The organism is Marivirga harenae, assembly GCF_030534335.1.
Classification (GTDB): domain Bacteria; phylum Bacteroidota; class Bacteroidia; order Cytophagales; family Cyclobacteriaceae; genus Marivirga; species Marivirga harenae.
In genome coordinates, this window is record NZ_CP130565.1 from 1,917,517 (window position 1) to 1,934,327 (window position 16,811).

Below are 16,811 nucleotides of genomic sequence, written 5' to 3' on the forward strand. Positions count from 1 at the left end.
ACCACAAAAGAGACCAAAGAACACATAAGAAAACAGCCTAAGGCTGTTTGATTCAAGACTATGCCAATTTACAAAGAAAACATATTGTTATCTCCTTTTAGGTTGATTCTGTAAGAATGCGATGACTTGACATAAGGTAAAATTAACCACAACTTGTCACGATCAAAATCGGGAAAATAGATAAAAGAACACAAAAGAGGAATTGCCGCTGGCAATTCTTATTTGAATTTTTTCTCTAGTACTTTGAATTGCTGTCAAGAGATTTAATTAATTAAATGAAAAATTCATTTACAAAAGTTTTTTGTCCTTCGTTATAAAGATTGTAGACATTGAAATTATATAAAATACCCTTTGGCACCTTCAAAAGCTTCATATATGATAAAATTTGGGCATCATGAACCGGTAGCATTTCTTTCACGGCTTTGAGTTCGACACAAATTGATTTTTCCACTAGTAGGTCACATCTTAGATTAGTATCTAAATTCAATCCTTTGTAATTTACTTCAATTAATCTCTCTGACTGAAAATAAACATTTCGGTTTCTCAATTCATGTATCAGACATTGATGATATACACTTTCTAACAGGCCAGGTCCTAATTCCTTATGAACCTCTATTGCAGCACCGTTAATTTTGTAGGTTAATTCTTTTAAAAAAGCTTTTCGGGTATTCATTAAATTTAACTTAGGTTGAAATACCATATAAATTCATAAGGTTGTCTTATAGAGTAAATACTAAAGTATATTAATTAGTATTGATTAACAAATTATTATAAAATTTACTTAAGGTAAATTTTCTGTTGTGCTCTTTTTTATCTTTTGTGGTATTTATTTAATTGCGGTGAAATGAAATTTGATGACATTTAAGTTACATCTCCTAAGTTAGTTTAAGACTGGGAATCAAAACCTATGTAGCAACATGTAATTTAAATATGCGTTTAAATTCTTAAAAGTTTTTACATGAAAAATCATACTATTGAAGATAAAAATATCAGCGCTCAAGAACAATTGGAACTGCTGAAAAAGCGAAGAAGCACAGTTGCTTTTTCTGATCAAGAGGTGACAAAGAACCAATTGGAAGAAATATTTGAAGCTACGCGCTGGGCAGCCTCTTGTTTCAATGAACAGCCTTGGCGATTTATTGTAGCTAAAAAATCTCATCATGAGCTTTTCAATAAGGTTTTAAGCGGAATTAATGAAAATAATCAAACTTGGGCAAAAAATGCGCCCGTGCTGATGCTGACTTTTGCTAAAAAGACGTTTGAAAAGAATGATAAACCCAATATGCACCACATGCACGACCTAGGCTTAGCCGTTGGGAATATGTCTGCTCAAGCCACCGCTATGGGCTTATATTTACATCAGATGGCAGGAATTGTAAGGGATAATATCCAACGGGATTTTGATATTCCCGATGATTATGAAATTGTTTCCGGTATTGCTTTGGGATATAAATTGGAGATAAAAGATGTGCCTGAAGAATTACAGGCGAGAGAATCCAAAGAGCGTGCTAGAAAAGCTATTTCTGAAATTGTATTTGATGGCAACTGGGGAGAAAGTTCATTTTAAAATCTAGATTATGAAAGATTACAAAATTCCTCCGCAGACACATATAGGACACGTGCATTTAAAAGTGTCAGATCTCGACAAGGCCTTGGATTTTTATCATGCGCTTTTAGGTTTTGAAATTATCCAAAGGTTGGGTGATCAGGCCGTCTTTATTTCAGCAGGTGGATACCATCATCATATTGGTCTAAACACTTGGCAAAGCAAAGGTTCGGGCCCTGCTCCTAAAAAGTATCCTGGATTATTTCATACTGCAATAGTGTATCCAACTAGAAAATCTTTGGCAGAAATCTTCTTGCGGTTACGAGAAGCTAAGTATCCACTCACGGGTGCAGCCAATCATGGTGTTTCTGAAGCACTATATTTGGATGATCCTGATGGAAATGGAGTAGAACTTTACTGGGACAAGTCAAATGAGGATTGGCCGAAAAATGCTGAAGGAGGTATTGATATGTACACACAACCACTCGATTTGAAAGACCTTTTAAGCGAATTGAATTAAAAAGCTAGACTTATGATTGTCCAGCAATTTAAGACTAAATAAAAATCTTGATCAATTCCAATTTTATAGAACTACCCGGCCCAAAATCAAAATTCTGGTTATATTTAGGCTATGATTTTCCTTTCATTACTTATTTCATTATTCATTTCCGATCCCTTGAAAGTAACTCAGGATCAAAATGAGATAATTCTTGGTCTGAAAGAATTGCAATCATATGAGGATAAAAGCAATCAATTAACATTTGCAGATGTGAAGTCTCCATCTTTTGCGGCAAATTTTACCCAGAAACCCAACTATAAACCCGAAGACTATAATAGGAATTCTACTTATTGGGTAAAATTGAATTTTACGCTTCCAGAGTATGAGGGAAATTATATTTTAGAGTTTTACGATCAAACCATTGATAGCATAAATGTTTTTATCAGGCAGAATAGAGGAGTGTATCGAAAGTATAATTTGGGTGATTCCTACCCATTCAGTAGTAAATCAATCAAGCACAAGAATTTTGATTTGACGTTAGATGCCAATAGTGAATATGAAGCTTATATTCAAATAAGGAATTCTCAATATGCTGATATAAGAGTGGCTATAAAGCGGATTGATCGTTTTATACAGTACAGTCTCAATGAATACTTTTTGTATGGGATATTTTATGGAATGATTTTAATCATTTCACTGTATAATTTATTGATTTATCTGGCTATCAGAGAGATAAAGTATATTTATTATACTTTTTACATTTTGAGTGTGGGTTTTTATGCCCTATGTATTGATGGGATAGCGTACCAATACTTATGGCCTGAACAACCCAATTGGAATCAGCTGGCCTATGGCGTTGCCCTGTATTCAATTATTCTTTGGTCATCTATATTTTCCATGCGCTTTTTGAATACTAAAATTAGAGCGCCAAAGCTTCATAAATTGATAGTAGCAGTATTGACAGCTCGATCATTACTATTTGTTTACTCATTATTTTTTGATCCCTCTTTATTTAGATTTCGAAATCTGGAGATTATATTACTTTCCATCATATTTGTCAGTAGTATTTTTGTTTTTAGAAGAGGATATAAACCGGCTCGTTTCTTTGTTGTGGCGTATGGAATACTATTCCTAGGGTTTCTGATGCGAGCCCTCATCAATTGGTCGGTAATTCCATTTACTACCTTCAGTTACTATAGTCTTCATATTGGCTTTATATTAGAAATGTTGTTTTTAACCTTTGCCCTGTCTGATAGGGTAAGAATTTTGAAGGCTAACAGAGACAGGGCCTTAAAAAGGATTGTTACGCAACATGAACAAAATGTAAAAGTGATCAATAAGATCAACAAAGGGCTAGAAAGGAAGGTGGAGGAAAGAACAAAAGACCTTCATGAGAAAAATATTGAGCTACAAGTTTCAAATGAGCAAATTAATAAGCAATCGAGGGAAATCGCTGAAATTAACTCAATGCTTGATCTGGATAATTGGAAACTAAAAAACAATATCAAGAAGATTCAGCGGGAAAGACTACTGAATAAGAACTTAAATTTTTCTGAGTTTTCAGAAATTTTCACCACCAAAGATCAATGTCTTGAAGTTTTGGCTTCTTTCAAATGGAAAAACGGATACGAATGCCAAAGGTGTGATAATACTAAGTATCAACTTAATGAAGAGAATCTAGCTAGAAGATGCACTAAATGTGGATACAATGAAAGTCCAACTGCATACACCATTTTTAAAGGTATTAAATTCGACTTACCCAAAGCTTTCTTTATTGTTTATGCCCATCTCAATGAGGACCGTTATACGTTGGATGAACTAGCACAGATCATGAACATGAGGAGGAATACCATTTGGGATTTCCAGCGAAAAGTACACGATGAAGTAGAAAATAATGGTAAAGCATATCTCAATAACCTGCTACACTTTGGATATGAAAGATTAACAAATTTTGTAGAAGTGAAGCGATAATTGCATTATTTTAATATATCCTTAAAATTATTTTCATTGTTTTTTTAACAGGAAATCAAAATCAAAGTATCGCTTCTTTAGCCTTTATCGAAATATATTTCCTGTTTTTAAAGCGTTATAGAAAGTTGAAAAAAGCCTTTTTTCTCAATTGTATAATATAAAAATATCTATTTTTTAATTTTGAATTCATAAAAACATTCTCTTAACTTCATTAAAAGTAAGTTGTAGTAGAGGTCGCTCTTAGGGCCTAAAATGTTTTCTTATGAACAAAATTATACGATTAGTCTTGTTATTATTTTTCATCGCCAGTTCGTCCATGGCTCAAGTGGAATTAAAAGGAACTGTATCTGATGTTTCTACCAAAGAAGCTATTCCCGGTGTTTCTATTCAAGTAATTGGAACTGGAAGCGGTACTGTAACTGATCTTGACGGTAATTATAGTTTAACTATTGCAGAAGATGCTTCTTTGAGATTTTCATTTATTGGTTACAAAACTCAAGAAATAAATGTGAATGGTAGGAGCGTGATTAACATTCAATTAGAAGAAGACATTGAGGCCTTGGAAGAAGTTGTGGTAGTAGGTTATGGAGCTATCAAAAAAAGCGATTTGACTGGTTCGATTTCTTCTGTAAAGTCAGAAGAGATGATTAAAGCTCCTGCTGCAGATCCGATGCAGTCTTTGCAAGGGAAGGTAGCTGGATTGCAGGTGTTGAATAGTTCAGGTCAGCCTGGATCAGAGTCAAACGTCCGGTTAAGAGGTATCAATACATTAAATGACAATAGAGTATTATATGTCGTAGATGGGGTCATAATTGAGGGGGGAATCGGATTTTTGAATAGTAATGACATTGAATCTGTGGAGGTTTTGAAAGATGCTTCGTCCAAAGCAATCTACGGGACGAGAGGTGCTAATGGAGTAATTCTAGTAACAACAAAATCTGCAAAAGAAGGCGAAGGTAGTATTTCTTTCTCATCCGAATATGGGGTTGAAAGCATTGCTAATAAAATAGGGGTCATGTCAGGACCTGAATTTGCTAATTATATAAATGACGTTAATCCCGGTACATATAATAACATTGGAATTCTCCCGGATACCGATTGGCAGGACTTGGTTTTTCAAGATGCGCAACCCGTTCAAACTTATACGCTATCAGCTAAAGGGGCTACAGAAAAACTTAATTATTACATTTCAGGTGGATATTTCTCGCAAGAGGGTATTGTGCCCAAGTCAGATTTTGAAAGATTTACTTTCAAATTGAATACGAGCTACGAAGTAAAGCCCTACTTGACCATTGGGACTAATCTAACGGGGATTAATCTTCAGGCTACTAATCCTCCGGGCGTTGTGAATACTTTAATCAGAGCCTGGCCAATCAATGCTCCTTATAATAGCGATGACACCTTTGCTGAGGTGGAAGGAAGTAACCCTTTGGCAGCTATTGAATATAATAACTCCTCTAGAAATGAGTTAAGAGCTTTAGGTAACTTTTATGCGGAATTCTACTTCTTGGAAGATTTTGAATTTAGAACAAGTTATCAGTTTGACTTGAGTAATAGTAAAAACCGTTCTTTTACTCCAGAATATTTTGTTGCCCCCTTGCAGCAAAATGAAGAAAGTAGTATTAGTGTAGGCTTTGGGGAGAGCAGAAATTGGATATTTGAAAATACCCTTTCTTACAATAAGGAATTCGATAAAAGCACAATAAATAGTGTTATTGGATATACCGCTCAGGAAATAAATTCGGAGTTTATAAATGGTGGAAGAAGAAACTTAATAGGTGTTGACCCAAGCCTTTGGTATTTAAGTGCTGGTGCTGAAGATTTGCAGACCAATTCAAATGGTGGAGGAACTAGTGCTTTAACTTCCATTCTATTTAGAACAAACTATGCTTATGATGGTAGATATTTAGCTACTATCACTTTTCGTAGAGACGGTTCATCCCGCTTTGGACAAAATAATAGATACGCAAACTTTCCGGCTGCTGCATTAGGTTGGAATATTTCAAATGAAGATTTCTATCCGGTTAATTTTATTGTGAATAATTTGAAATTTCGAGCTAGTTATGGTTTAAATGGTAATCAAAATATTCCGGCAAATGATCAATTCTCTAGAATTGGTTCTGGCGTTAATACAGTTTTTGGTTTTGATGATACCCTAATTAACGGAGCTTCTTTCGTGGGAAGTCCTGGGAACTCTGATTTAAGATGGGAAACCACTGCAGAATATGATTTAGGCGTTGAATTTGATTTGTTTCAAAGTCGATTAACTGGAGAGTTGGATTACTATAATCGTACTACAAGAGATATACTGGTAAATTTAGACTTACCAGGCTATGCCGGTGCTGGGGCATTTGTTCAGAAGAGGTTTAATGCTGCCACAGTGAACAATAGCGGAATCGAATTTGCATTAAATTGGGTCGATGATATAGGGGAATTCACCTACGGTTTGGGGATTAATGGTTATACCAATAAAAACGAAGTACTGAATTTAGGTGAAGATATAGGAGCCTCAGAGCAGATTATCGGTGGAGATTTAGGCAATGGACAAAGAGTTACCTATACTGAGGTCGGGCAACCGATTGGGTATTTTTATGGCTACAAAGTGGCAGGCGTTTTTCAAAATGAAGAAGAACTAGAGGAATTTCCTCGCTTAAGCCAGCAAAGAGTTGGTGATTTTATTTATGAGGATGTGAATGGTGACGGAGAATTAAATGATGAGGACAAGACATTTATTGGTTCTTGGATCCCCGATTTTGTTTATGGCTTTAACTTTAATGTGGGTTATAAAGGCATTAATGTTTCAGCTGATTTTGCAGGACAAATGGGGAATAGTATTTACAATGGAAAACAAGCTATCAGATTCTCGACTCTAAATTTCGAGGATCGTTTCTTAGATAGATGGACTGGCGAGGAAACCTCAAATACTGACCCGAGAGCTTCTCTTTCAGGTATTAATTACCAACCTTCAGATTATTTTGTGGAGGATGCCTCTTTCCTAAAACTAAGAACAATTACCGTAAATTATCAGATACCACAATCCCTACTCGAGAAGATTAATTTTAGCAATGCCTCAATTTTCTTTAGAGGAACCAACCTTTTTGTATGGACTGATTACTCAGGATATACTCCAGAGATTGGAAGTGGTAATTCTGCATTAGGCGGTGTGATTGACAATGGTATTTACCCAACCACTAGGGTGCTAAGTGGAGGTTTAAATGTGACATTTTAAAAAATTATAATTGATGAAGACTTACAAAATATATTCATTAATCGGTTTGATCGCCTTCTTTCTCATTGTTGGATGTAAAGAAGAATTTCTGGAGAGACCACCGCAAGCAACTTTGGTGGCCGGTAATTTTCCCTCCACTGCTGAAGAAGCTATTATTGCCACCAATGGTATTTATAATACCTTAAGAATTTGGGGAATTTATTCTGGTGGATTTCCTTTAATCGATATTATGACTGATGAAATGGTCAAAGGAAGTAATCCGGGAGATGGAGTTCAAGTCTTAAATTTTCAAGACTATACCTTTACTTCAGACGATGGAAATATTGAAACCTGGTATAGAACATTATACTTAGGGATTAGGAGGTCCTACCTGGTTTTGGAAAAAGTACCTTCTATTGAAATGAATGCGGAGCTCAAAAGCAGATTATTGGGTGAGGCTCGGTTTTTACGCTCATTTTTTTATTTTTCCTTAGTTCAGGCCTTTGGAGATGTTCCATTAGTTGAGTCATCCGAAGCTCCAGATGGATTGGCAAGAACTGATAAAGAAATCATTTATCAGGATATAATTTTCCCTGACTTATTATTTGCTGTAGATAATTTACCTGAGAAGTCAGAATATGCGGATGAAGATGCAGGTAGGATTACAAAAGGTGCTGCGCGAGCCATGTTAGCAAGAATCCATTTATACAGAAGCGAATTCCCTGAAGCGGCCACTTATGCACTAGAGGTGATTAATTCCCAGCAATATGACTTGGAAAATGAGTTTCAAATGGCTTTTCGTGTAGCTACGGAACATGGTGATGAGTCTGTTTTTGAGATTGGTGCTGTTGCTGAAAATAGTTTTGCCTTAGGAGGAAATCAATATGCCAATACGCAGGGGGTAAGAGGAACTCCCAATTGGGGATGGGGCTTTGGTAGGCCGTCATATACCTGGATAGAGAAATTAAATAATGAAAATGATCCGAGACTGGATGGATCTGTTATCTTTTTAGGCGATGTTATTGATGGAATCACTATTCAAGGTGATGGTACCACACCTGATACCACTTACGCTGAAGATGGTGCTATAGCTGAAATCGAAACTTACAACCAAAAGGTTTATGCCACAGGAGAATTAGCCGCAGATCGATGGGGGCATAATAGAAGAGTGATTAGATATGCTGATGTTTTGTTAATGGCGGCAGAAGCTTTAAATGAAACTGGCAATTCAGCACAAGCATTAAATTACCTGAATGACGTGAGAGAAAGAGCAAGGGAGGATAATGATCAGATATTGTCAGATATTACTACAACCGATCCAAATCAATTAAGAGAAATTATTTACGAAGAACGCAGCCGAGAGCTAGCTTTTGAAGGCTTACGTTATTGGGATTTAGTTAGAACTGATCGTGCGGAAGAAATTTTAGGTCCTTTGGGATTTGAAACAGGGAAGCATGAATTATTCCCTATTCCGCAATCTGAAATTAACATCTCGGAAGGAAAGATCTCCCAAAACCCAAATTGGAATTAAATTTTTTACACTTAAAACAAAAACGATTATGAGAATGCTAAGTAAAATGAAGTATTGGATCGGTGCCTTAATGCTAAGTGCGCTGGTTTTTACAGCTTGTGATGATGAACCGGATGAGGCACCCGATTTGACTATCACAGCTTTAACTGCAACTGGAACAGACATCACAACTGGTGATGAGGTAACTGTTGATTTAAATGGAGCTACGTCTGCCTCAGACGTTCCGCCTGATGCTGTATTTGAAATAACATTTGATAGAGAAGTAGATGCGGCAACAGCCACAGCTTCAAATATCACAGTTAGCGATGGAGATAATAATGTTTCCATTTCTGTATCAGCAAGCGGTAGCGTTGTAACTGTAACCCCAGATGAAGACTTAATTCAGGGGACTGACTACACAGTATCAGTTTCAAGCGCACTTACTGGCGCTGATGGTGGAGCAGTTACAAATGGCTCAAGAACTTTCGATACAGCTGGTAGACTACCAGTAGTAGCCCCTCAAGAGGCAAGCCAAGTTGCATACTGGAAATTTGATGGTGATGCTTCCGATGAGATGGGTAATTTCCAAGATGGAGAGGAAATTGCTATAGAATATCAGGAAGACCGATTTGGTTCCGTTAATAGCACTGCATATTTTGATGGTGATGCTAGTATAATTGAAGTACCTGCAGCAGCTTCATTATTAGATGATACTGAAAGTTTTACGCTTAGCTTTTGGTTAAAAGTTCAACCAGAAGGTCATGTAAATGATAATGGAGATCCAACAGGGATGTTTGTTTTTGGTTTGGGAGCATTTTTCGGGATTCAATATGAAATTTTTGGTTCTTTTGAAGGTTCCAAATACGCAGTAAGCTATGTAAACGATGAGGGAGTAGAAACTGCTGAAGACATGTTCTATCCAAGTGAAGCTACTGACAATACTAATGGTGGATGGCAAGGCTGGGATTTCGCAAGAAGTCTTTCTCCAACTCAAATGCAAGACATTATTGTTGACAATTGGTACCATAATGTATTTACATATAATGCTGAAGAGAAAAAAGGCTATTTGTATTTTGATGGACAATTAATGAAGAGTTTTGATTTCAACTTATGGCCAGAAGGCGATACAAAAAGAACAATCACAGGGGTAACTTACAGGGGAGCAGAACCTGAGGTATTTGATGATCTTGCATTCGGATTTATCCATTCCAGAGCAGGTAGTTTATTTGATGATGCCGCTTTTGGAAACTACGAGAATCCAAATGCAAACCACTTTAAAGGTTGGTTAGATGATTTCAGAATTATTCATGCAGCATATTCTGAAGACGATGTGACATCTCTTTACGAAGCCGAAAGACCATAATAGTTTAATTGTTTTTCATAGAGCAGGGGCTGTAAAAAGCCTCTGCTTTTTCTTTTAAAAACCAATTCGATGTCATATTCACCTAAGCCTTTATTATCCTTCCTAGTATTGTTCCTACTAAGTGGAATCTTGGTCTCCTGTAAGGAGGAGCAAGAGCCTGAGGAATTAGGTCTTTTACAATTGAGAAGTATAAGATTAGGTACCCTTGATTTAGTTGAAGGGGAGGTAACCGAAAATGCTCCATTTGACAAAGGTCTTGTCATTGAATTTACTGATCCATTGGATAGAAATTCAGCTGAGGAAAACATTAGTATTTCAACTGAAGAGGTTGATTTAGCCTTGAACTTTTCTTATCTGAACGAAGATAAAGCCATATCAGCATTGCCTGAAAATGACTTTCAAAATAATACTGTTTATACTATAACAGTTGGGACTTTACGTTCTGTAAACAACAAAGAGTTCCCTGGTGGAACCTATCAATTTAAGACAGAACAAGGGGAGATAAAATTACTTAGTGTAGAAGTAGATGGTATATCATTACAAAGCACTAACCGAATTGACAACATATCCCTAAATCCTGAAATTATCTTGGCTTTTAACCAAATGCTAAATCCTAATACTGATTTTAGCGATTTCATTTCACTTATCAATAAAGGAGCTCGCTTGCCTTTAAGTTTCAACCTTTCAGAAGACCAAAAAACATTGCAAGTCCAAAGCCAAGAAGAGGCAAGAGATTTGGTTCGATATAACTTTAATATATCGAATGATTTACCAAGTGAAAATGAATTTCAATTCTCAGGATTTGACAAAATATTCTATACCCAATTAGACTCTACCTTCAAATTTAACGAACTATCAGATGAAGCGCTTTTAACAAAAGTTCAAGCCCAAACTTTTAAGTATTTTTGGGATTTTGCCCATCCCAATAGTGGATTAGCTAGAGAGAGAAATACCTCTGGAGATGTGGTGACTATTGGTGGTTCTGGTTTTGGAGTTATGGCCATTATTGTGGGCATTGAAAGAGGTTTTATCACAAGGCAAGAGGGAATTGATCGACTTGAGAAAATTGTTGATTTTTTATCTCAGGCAGACCGCTTTCATGGTGTTTGGCCGCATTGGATGAATGGAAATACAGGAAATACGATTCCTTTTAGTGAGTTGGATGATGGTGCTGATTTAGTAGAGACCGCTTTTATGATCCAAGGTTTGTTGGCGGTAAGACAATATTTGAATGGATCAAATGCACAAGAACTGGCTATTATTAACCAGATTACTACATTGTGGGAAGAAGTAGAATGGGATTGGTTTACCAAGGGTGGAGAAGATGTATTGTATTGGCATTGGTCACCCGAAAATGAATGGGCAATGAATCTTCCCATTAGAGGTTGGAATGAGAGCTTAATAATCTATGTACTTGCTGCTTCTTCCCCTACTCATCCTATTGAAAAATCAGTTTATGATGCTGGTTGGGCCAGAAATGGCGGGATCGTTAATGGTACTTCAACTTATGGTATTTCAATGCCAGTAGGGGAAGATAGAGGAGGCCCCCTTTTCTTTGCACATTACTCATTTTTGGGCCTAGATCCTCGAAACCTTCAAGATCAATACGCCAATTATTGGGAACAAAACCAAGCACATTCTTTAATTAACCAAGCTTATTGCATTGACAACCCCAACAATTTTGTGGGCTACAGTGAAGCTTCTTGGGGATTAACAGCAAGTGACAATCACGTAGGATATAGCGCTCACTCTCCTGGGAATGATTTAGGAGTAATTACCCCTACTGCTGCCTTATCATCAATTCCCTATACTCCTGAAGAATCTATGAAAGCTATTAAGCATTTTTATTATTTGTTAGGAGATAGGTTATGGGGCGAATATGGCTTTTATGATGCTTTTAATGTGACCCAGGATTGGTATGCCAATTCTTATTTAGCTATCGATCAAGGACCGATCATTACTATGATAGAAAATCATAGAACGGCATTAATCTGGAATACCTTCATGCAAGATTCAGATGTGCAGAATGGGTTAGATGATTTAGGATTTACTTTTTAAAGAGAGTCTATTAGGTAACTACTCGAGGGAAAATTGTATCTCTTTGATAGTCAGTGTCAAATGATAAATATTTTTAAAATTAATTATTAGATTCCATACAAATAATTTGAAATGAAAAATATACTTTTATTAATTACTACGGCATTGCTTTTTTCTTTTTGTTCTTCCCCTCAAAAGGAAAAGGAAGAAAGCACGAATAAAATGGATGATGATTCACTATTGAATTTAGTGCAATATCAAACTTTCCAGTATTTCTGGGACGGGGCAGAACCTAATTCTGGGCTAGCTAGGGAAAGATTTCACGAGGATGATGTTTATCCTTCAAATGATAAGCATATCGTAACTACCGGAGGCTCAGGCTTTGGTTTAATGGCCATCATTGTAGGTGTAGAAAGAGGGTTTGTCGAACGAAATGAAGCGATTGCAAGATTTGGAAAGATATTAGATTTTCTGGAAACGGCTGATCGTTTTCATGGAGCTTATCCGCATTGGTTAAATGGTGAAACGGGAGAAGTAAAGGCATTTAGCAAAAAAGATGATGGTGGAGATTTAGTGGAAACTGCTTTTCTGATTCAAGGACTTTTAACAGTCAGACAGTTTTTAGATTCTTCAATTGCAGCAGAGGAAAAACTTGCGCAACGAATTACAAGCATTTGGGAAGGAGTAGAATGGGATTGGTACACAAAAGGTGGAGAAAATGTGTTGTATTGGCACTGGTCGCCTAACCATGGCTGGGACATGAATTTCCCAGTCGGAGGCTATAACGAATGCCTAATTATGTATGTGTTGGCAGCCTCTTCTCCAACGCATCCTATAAAGGCCGATGTATATCACAAAGGTTGGGCAAGAGATGGCGCAATTGCTAATGATACAACTGTCTTTGGCTTGCCAACTATATTGGATCATTTCGAACATGCCAATAAAGCTGTTGGGCCTTTATTTTGGGCTCACTATTCCTATTTGGGTTTAAATCCTAAAAATTTGAATGACAAATACGGCAACTACTGGGATTTGAATAAAAATCATGCACTCATTCAATATAGATATGCAGTAGAGAATCCTAATAATTTTGAGGGATATGGAGAAAATATGTGGGGCTTAACCTCCAGCTATTCCATGAGAGGATATGCTGGACATAATCCTAGTGATGATTTAGGTGTGATTTCTCCAACTGCGGCACTCTCTTCCTTTCCTTATACCCCAAAGGAAAGTATGCAGTTTCTAAAATTTTTATATGAACCTAAAAGAGATAGTTTGATAGGAAATTTCGGTGCGTATGATGCTTTCTCTTTTGAACATGATTGGTATGTACCTCGCTACTTGGCGATTGATCAAGGACCAATCCCAGTCATGATTGAAAACCATCGTTCAGGTTTGATTTGGGAGCTGTTTATGCAGAATAAAGAAATTGAAAATGGGCTTTCTAAACTAGGGTTTTACTATGAAGAATAAGGGGAAATACTTCTTTGGTATTCTTTTGAGCCTTCTGGTATTCAATGCCAGTGGACAAGATAAATCGAGCTTCCTCAGGGCTGAATTGATTGAAGGGAAAGATACTTTAAGATATAGAATCTTGTATCCTGAAAATTTTGATCCAGCTAAAAAGTATCCTCTTGTTTTGTTTTTACATGGAGCAGGCGAAAGAGGAAGCGATAATGAAAAGCAGCTTGTTCATGGTAGTGATCTTTTTCTTGCAAAGGATACTCGTGAGAATTTCCCAGCTGTTGTTATTTTTCCACAGTGCCCTAAATCAGAATACTGGGCGAAAGCTGAAATAGTTCGCTCTTCTGAAGGGAACACATTTGATTTTGATTATTCACTTGACCCTCATGCTAGTATGCGAATGGTCATGGATTTGGTAAAGAGTTTTAGCCAAAATCACTTCATTGATGAATCAAGATTATATGTGGGTGGCCTTTCCATGGGAGGTATGGGGACTTTCGAAATACTGCATAGAATGCCGAATACATTTGCCGCAGCATTTGCCATTTGTGGTGCTGGGAATCCTTATTCTGTAGGGAATTACGCCAAAAAAGTAGATATGTGGGTTTTCCATGGTGCAAAGGATGATGTTGTAGAGCCTTCTTATTCTAAAAATATGGTGAAATCATTAGAGGAAGCAGGAGCTAATGTGAAATTCACACAGTATCCTAAGGCTAATCATAATAGCTGGGACCTGGCTTTTGCAGAACCTGAATTACTTAGTTGGTTATTTTCAAATTCAAAATAGATTACAAATGAAATTTTTAATAGTATCCTTTCTTGGTTTTTTGTTGATTTTGGGCAGTTGTACAAATGTTCAGCAAAATGAAAACACTTCTAGTATAGACCAAAAAGTAGATTCTTTACTGGCTGTTATGTCCCTGGAAGAAAAAATTGGGCAATTGAACCTGCCTTCCGCTGGAGATGTAAGTACTGGAATTAGTACAAATAAAGGTATAGCCAAACAAATTAAGGAAGGAAAAGTAGGAGGATTGTTCAATATTAATGGATTGGACAAAATCCGCGAAGTGCAAAAGGTTGCAGTGGAGGAAAGCCGCTTAGGAATCCCTTTAATAATAGCAAAAGATGTTATACATGGTTATAAAACGACTTTTCCGATTCCTATTGGCCTATCTGCCAGTTGGGATATGGATTTGATAGAAAAATCGGCAAGAATAGCCGCTGAAGAAGCCTCTGCTGATGGTATTGCTTGGACTTTTTCTCCCATGACTGATATTTCTAGAGATCCACGATGGGGAAGAGTCTCAGAAGGCAGTGGTGAAGATCCCTATTTAGGTGGTCAAATTGCTTCGGCCATGGTGAGAGGTTATCAAGGAGATGATCTATCTGCAGCCAATACTTTGTTGGCCTGCGTAAAACATTTTGCGCTTTACGGTGCCTCTGAAGCTGGTAGAGATTATAATACAGTGGACATGGGACGCTTGAGGATGTATAATGATTATTTCCCGCCTTACAAAGCAGCAGTAGATGCAGGAGTTGGTACTGCTATGGCTTCTTTCAATGAAATAGATGGGGTTCCAGCCACAGGCAATAAATGGTTGATGACGGATGTACTTCGTTATGCTTGGGACTTTGATGGCTTTGTGGTGAGTGATTACACAGGTGTTAGCGAAATGATTGCCCACGGAATGGGTGATTTACAACAAGTTTCGGCTTTAGCCATCAATGCAGGAGTGGAAATGGATATGGTAAGTGAAGGCTTTTTAACGACATTAGAAAAATCTGTAGCAGAAGGCAAGGTTACGGAAGCAACCATAACAAATGCAGCTAGACTGATTTTGAAAGCCAAGTTTCAATTAGGCTTGTTTGATGACCCTTACCGATATATGGACGAAGAACGAGCTTCTCAGGAAATTTTCTCAGCTGAAAACAGAGCAGTTGCAAGAAAAATTGCTGCTGAATCTATGGTTTTATTGAAGAATGATAAGGCCTTACCGCTTCAAAAAGATGCTAAAATAGCGTTGATTGGTCCATTAGCCAATAATAAAGAAAATATGGTGGGAACCTGGAGTGTTAGCTCGGATATCAGCAAATCAGTTTCGATTTATGATGGGATTAAAGAAGTCTCTACTAATCCTGAGAATGTGAAATATGCAAAAGGCTCTAACTTGGTCGAAGATGCTGATCTGGAAGAGCGTATTGGCATGTTTGGCAAAAACACTTACCGAGACGACCGACCTGAAGCAGTAATGATTGCTGAAGCAGTGCAATTAGCTAAGAATGCTGATGTGGTAGTGGCTGTTTTAGGCGAGGCTTCCGAAAGCTCTGGCGAAAGTTCAAGCTTAACGGATATCAGTATTCCTGATGTTCAGGTGAATTTATTAAAGGCATTGAAGGCCACTGGGAAAAAAATAGTAGTGGTTTTGTTAAGTGGAAGGCCACTAGTTTTAAATGAAATATTAGAAGATTCAGATGCTATTTTGAATGCTTGGTTTCCAGGCTCTGAAGCAGGTTTGGCTTTAGCAGATGTTTTATACGGTGATGTTAATCCATCTGGAAAATTGACCATGACCTATCCTCAAAATGTAGGACAAATTCCAATTTACTATGCCCATAAAAACACGGGACGTCCTTTGGAAGGAGAATGGTTCCAAAAATTTAAGACCAATTATTTGGATGTTTCTAACGAGCCGGAATTTCCTTTCGGGTATGGATTAAGTTATACCAGTTTCTCTTATGATAATTTAAGCTTGAGTTCAGAAAGCATAGGTATGGATGAAAGTTTAACCTTATCTGTGGAGGTAACGAATTCCGGAGATCTTACAGGTAAAGAAGTTGTTCAATTATATATCCGTGATTTGGTGGGAACTGTTACGCGTCCTGTTAAAGAATTAAAAGGCTTTGAAAAAATCGAATTAAAGGCTGGAGAGACTAAAACCATAGAATTTACTTTAAGTAAAAGTGATCTAGGATTCTATCATCAAGACATGAGTTTTTATGCGGAACCGGGAAAATTCAAGGTCTTTGTAGGAACTAATTCGGATGAAGTTTTAGAATCAGAGTTTGAATTAAAATGATATAGTTGAATGAAATTTTTAATTGTTCCAATTAGAAATTCATTTTTCAGATGGCGAAAACAGGGTTAAAAATCTCTTTTAAGACTTAAAAAGAGGAGCTTAAATTGAATGTCATTGAAATGCGAAAACCATGATA

11 protein-coding genes are annotated in these 16,811 nt (G+C 36.9%); 10 read left to right on the forward strand and 1 reads right to left on the reverse strand.

Annotation, left to right across the window (positions count from 1 at the left end; translation table 11 throughout):
• Window positions 1-271 precede the first annotated feature (271 nt).
• Complete coding sequence (locus tag Q3Y49_RS08215; protein WP_303271825.1) at window positions 272-673, reverse strand: GxxExxY protein; 402 nt, start codon at window positions 671-673, stop codon at window positions 272-274.
• A gap of 285 nt (window positions 674-958) precedes the next feature.
• Here Q3Y49_RS08215 and Q3Y49_RS08220 point away from each other — a divergent pair, with 285 nt between their 5' ends.
• The 10 genes from Q3Y49_RS08220 (at window position 959) to bglX (ending at window position 16,675) form a co-directional block, all read left to right on the forward strand.
• Window positions 959-1,567, forward strand: a complete 609-nt coding sequence (locus Q3Y49_RS08220) for a nitroreductase family protein (protein WP_303271826.1) — start codon at window positions 959-961, stop codon at window positions 1,565-1,567.
• A 10-nt stretch (window positions 1,568-1,577) separates the two neighbouring features.
• The gene (locus tag Q3Y49_RS08225) at window positions 1,578-2,066 is read left to right on the forward strand and encodes a VOC family protein (protein ID WP_303271828.1); all 489 of its coding nucleotides are present in this window, start codon (window positions 1,578-1,580) and stop codon (window positions 2,064-2,066) included.
• Between the two features lie 111 nt (window positions 2,067-2,177).
• Window positions 2,178-4,016, forward strand: a complete 1,839-nt coding sequence (locus Q3Y49_RS08230) for a 7TM diverse intracellular signaling domain-containing protein (RefSeq protein WP_303271829.1) — start codon at window positions 2,178-2,180, stop codon at window positions 4,014-4,016.
• A gap of 262 nt (window positions 4,017-4,278) precedes the next feature.
• Window positions 4,279-7,245 carry a SusC/RagA family TonB-linked outer membrane protein gene (locus Q3Y49_RS08235; protein ID WP_303271830.1) on the forward strand — a complete coding sequence of 989 codons (2,967 nt, stop codon included), beginning with the start codon at window positions 4,279-4,281 and terminating at the stop codon, window positions 7,243-7,245.
• A gap of 13 nt (window positions 7,246-7,258) precedes the next feature.
• On the forward strand, window positions 7,259-8,755 hold the full coding sequence (locus tag Q3Y49_RS08240) for a RagB/SusD family nutrient uptake outer membrane protein (protein WP_303271831.1): 1,497 nt from the start codon (window positions 7,259-7,261) through the stop codon (window positions 8,753-8,755).
• A 28-nt stretch (window positions 8,756-8,783) separates the two neighbouring features.
• On the forward strand, window positions 8,784-10,097 hold the full coding sequence (locus tag Q3Y49_RS08245; RefSeq protein ID WP_303271832.1) for an Ig-like domain-containing protein: 1,314 nt from the start codon (window positions 8,784-8,786) through the stop codon (window positions 10,095-10,097).
• Between the two features lie 69 nt (window positions 10,098-10,166).
• The gene (locus Q3Y49_RS08250; protein WP_303271833.1) at window positions 10,167-12,155 is read left to right on the forward strand and encodes a glucoamylase family protein; all 1,989 of its coding nucleotides are present in this window, start codon (window positions 10,167-10,169) and stop codon (window positions 12,153-12,155) included.
• Between the two features lie 111 nt (window positions 12,156-12,266).
• Complete coding sequence (locus tag Q3Y49_RS08255; RefSeq protein WP_303271834.1) at window positions 12,267-13,607, forward strand: glucoamylase family protein; 1,341 nt, start codon at window positions 12,267-12,269, stop codon at window positions 13,605-13,607.
• Window positions 13,597-14,385, forward strand: a complete 789-nt coding sequence (locus Q3Y49_RS08260) for a carboxylesterase family protein (protein WP_303271835.1) — start codon at window positions 13,597-13,599, stop codon at window positions 14,383-14,385. Before Q3Y49_RS08255 ends, Q3Y49_RS08260 begins: the two co-directional genes overlap by 11 nt.
• 7 nt (window positions 14,386-14,392) lie before the next feature.
• Entirely contained in the window at window positions 14,393-16,675 is a 2,283-nt protein-coding gene (bglX, locus tag Q3Y49_RS08265; RefSeq protein WP_303271836.1) for a beta-glucosidase BglX, read from the forward strand.
• Window positions 16,676-16,811 lie beyond the last annotated feature (136 nt).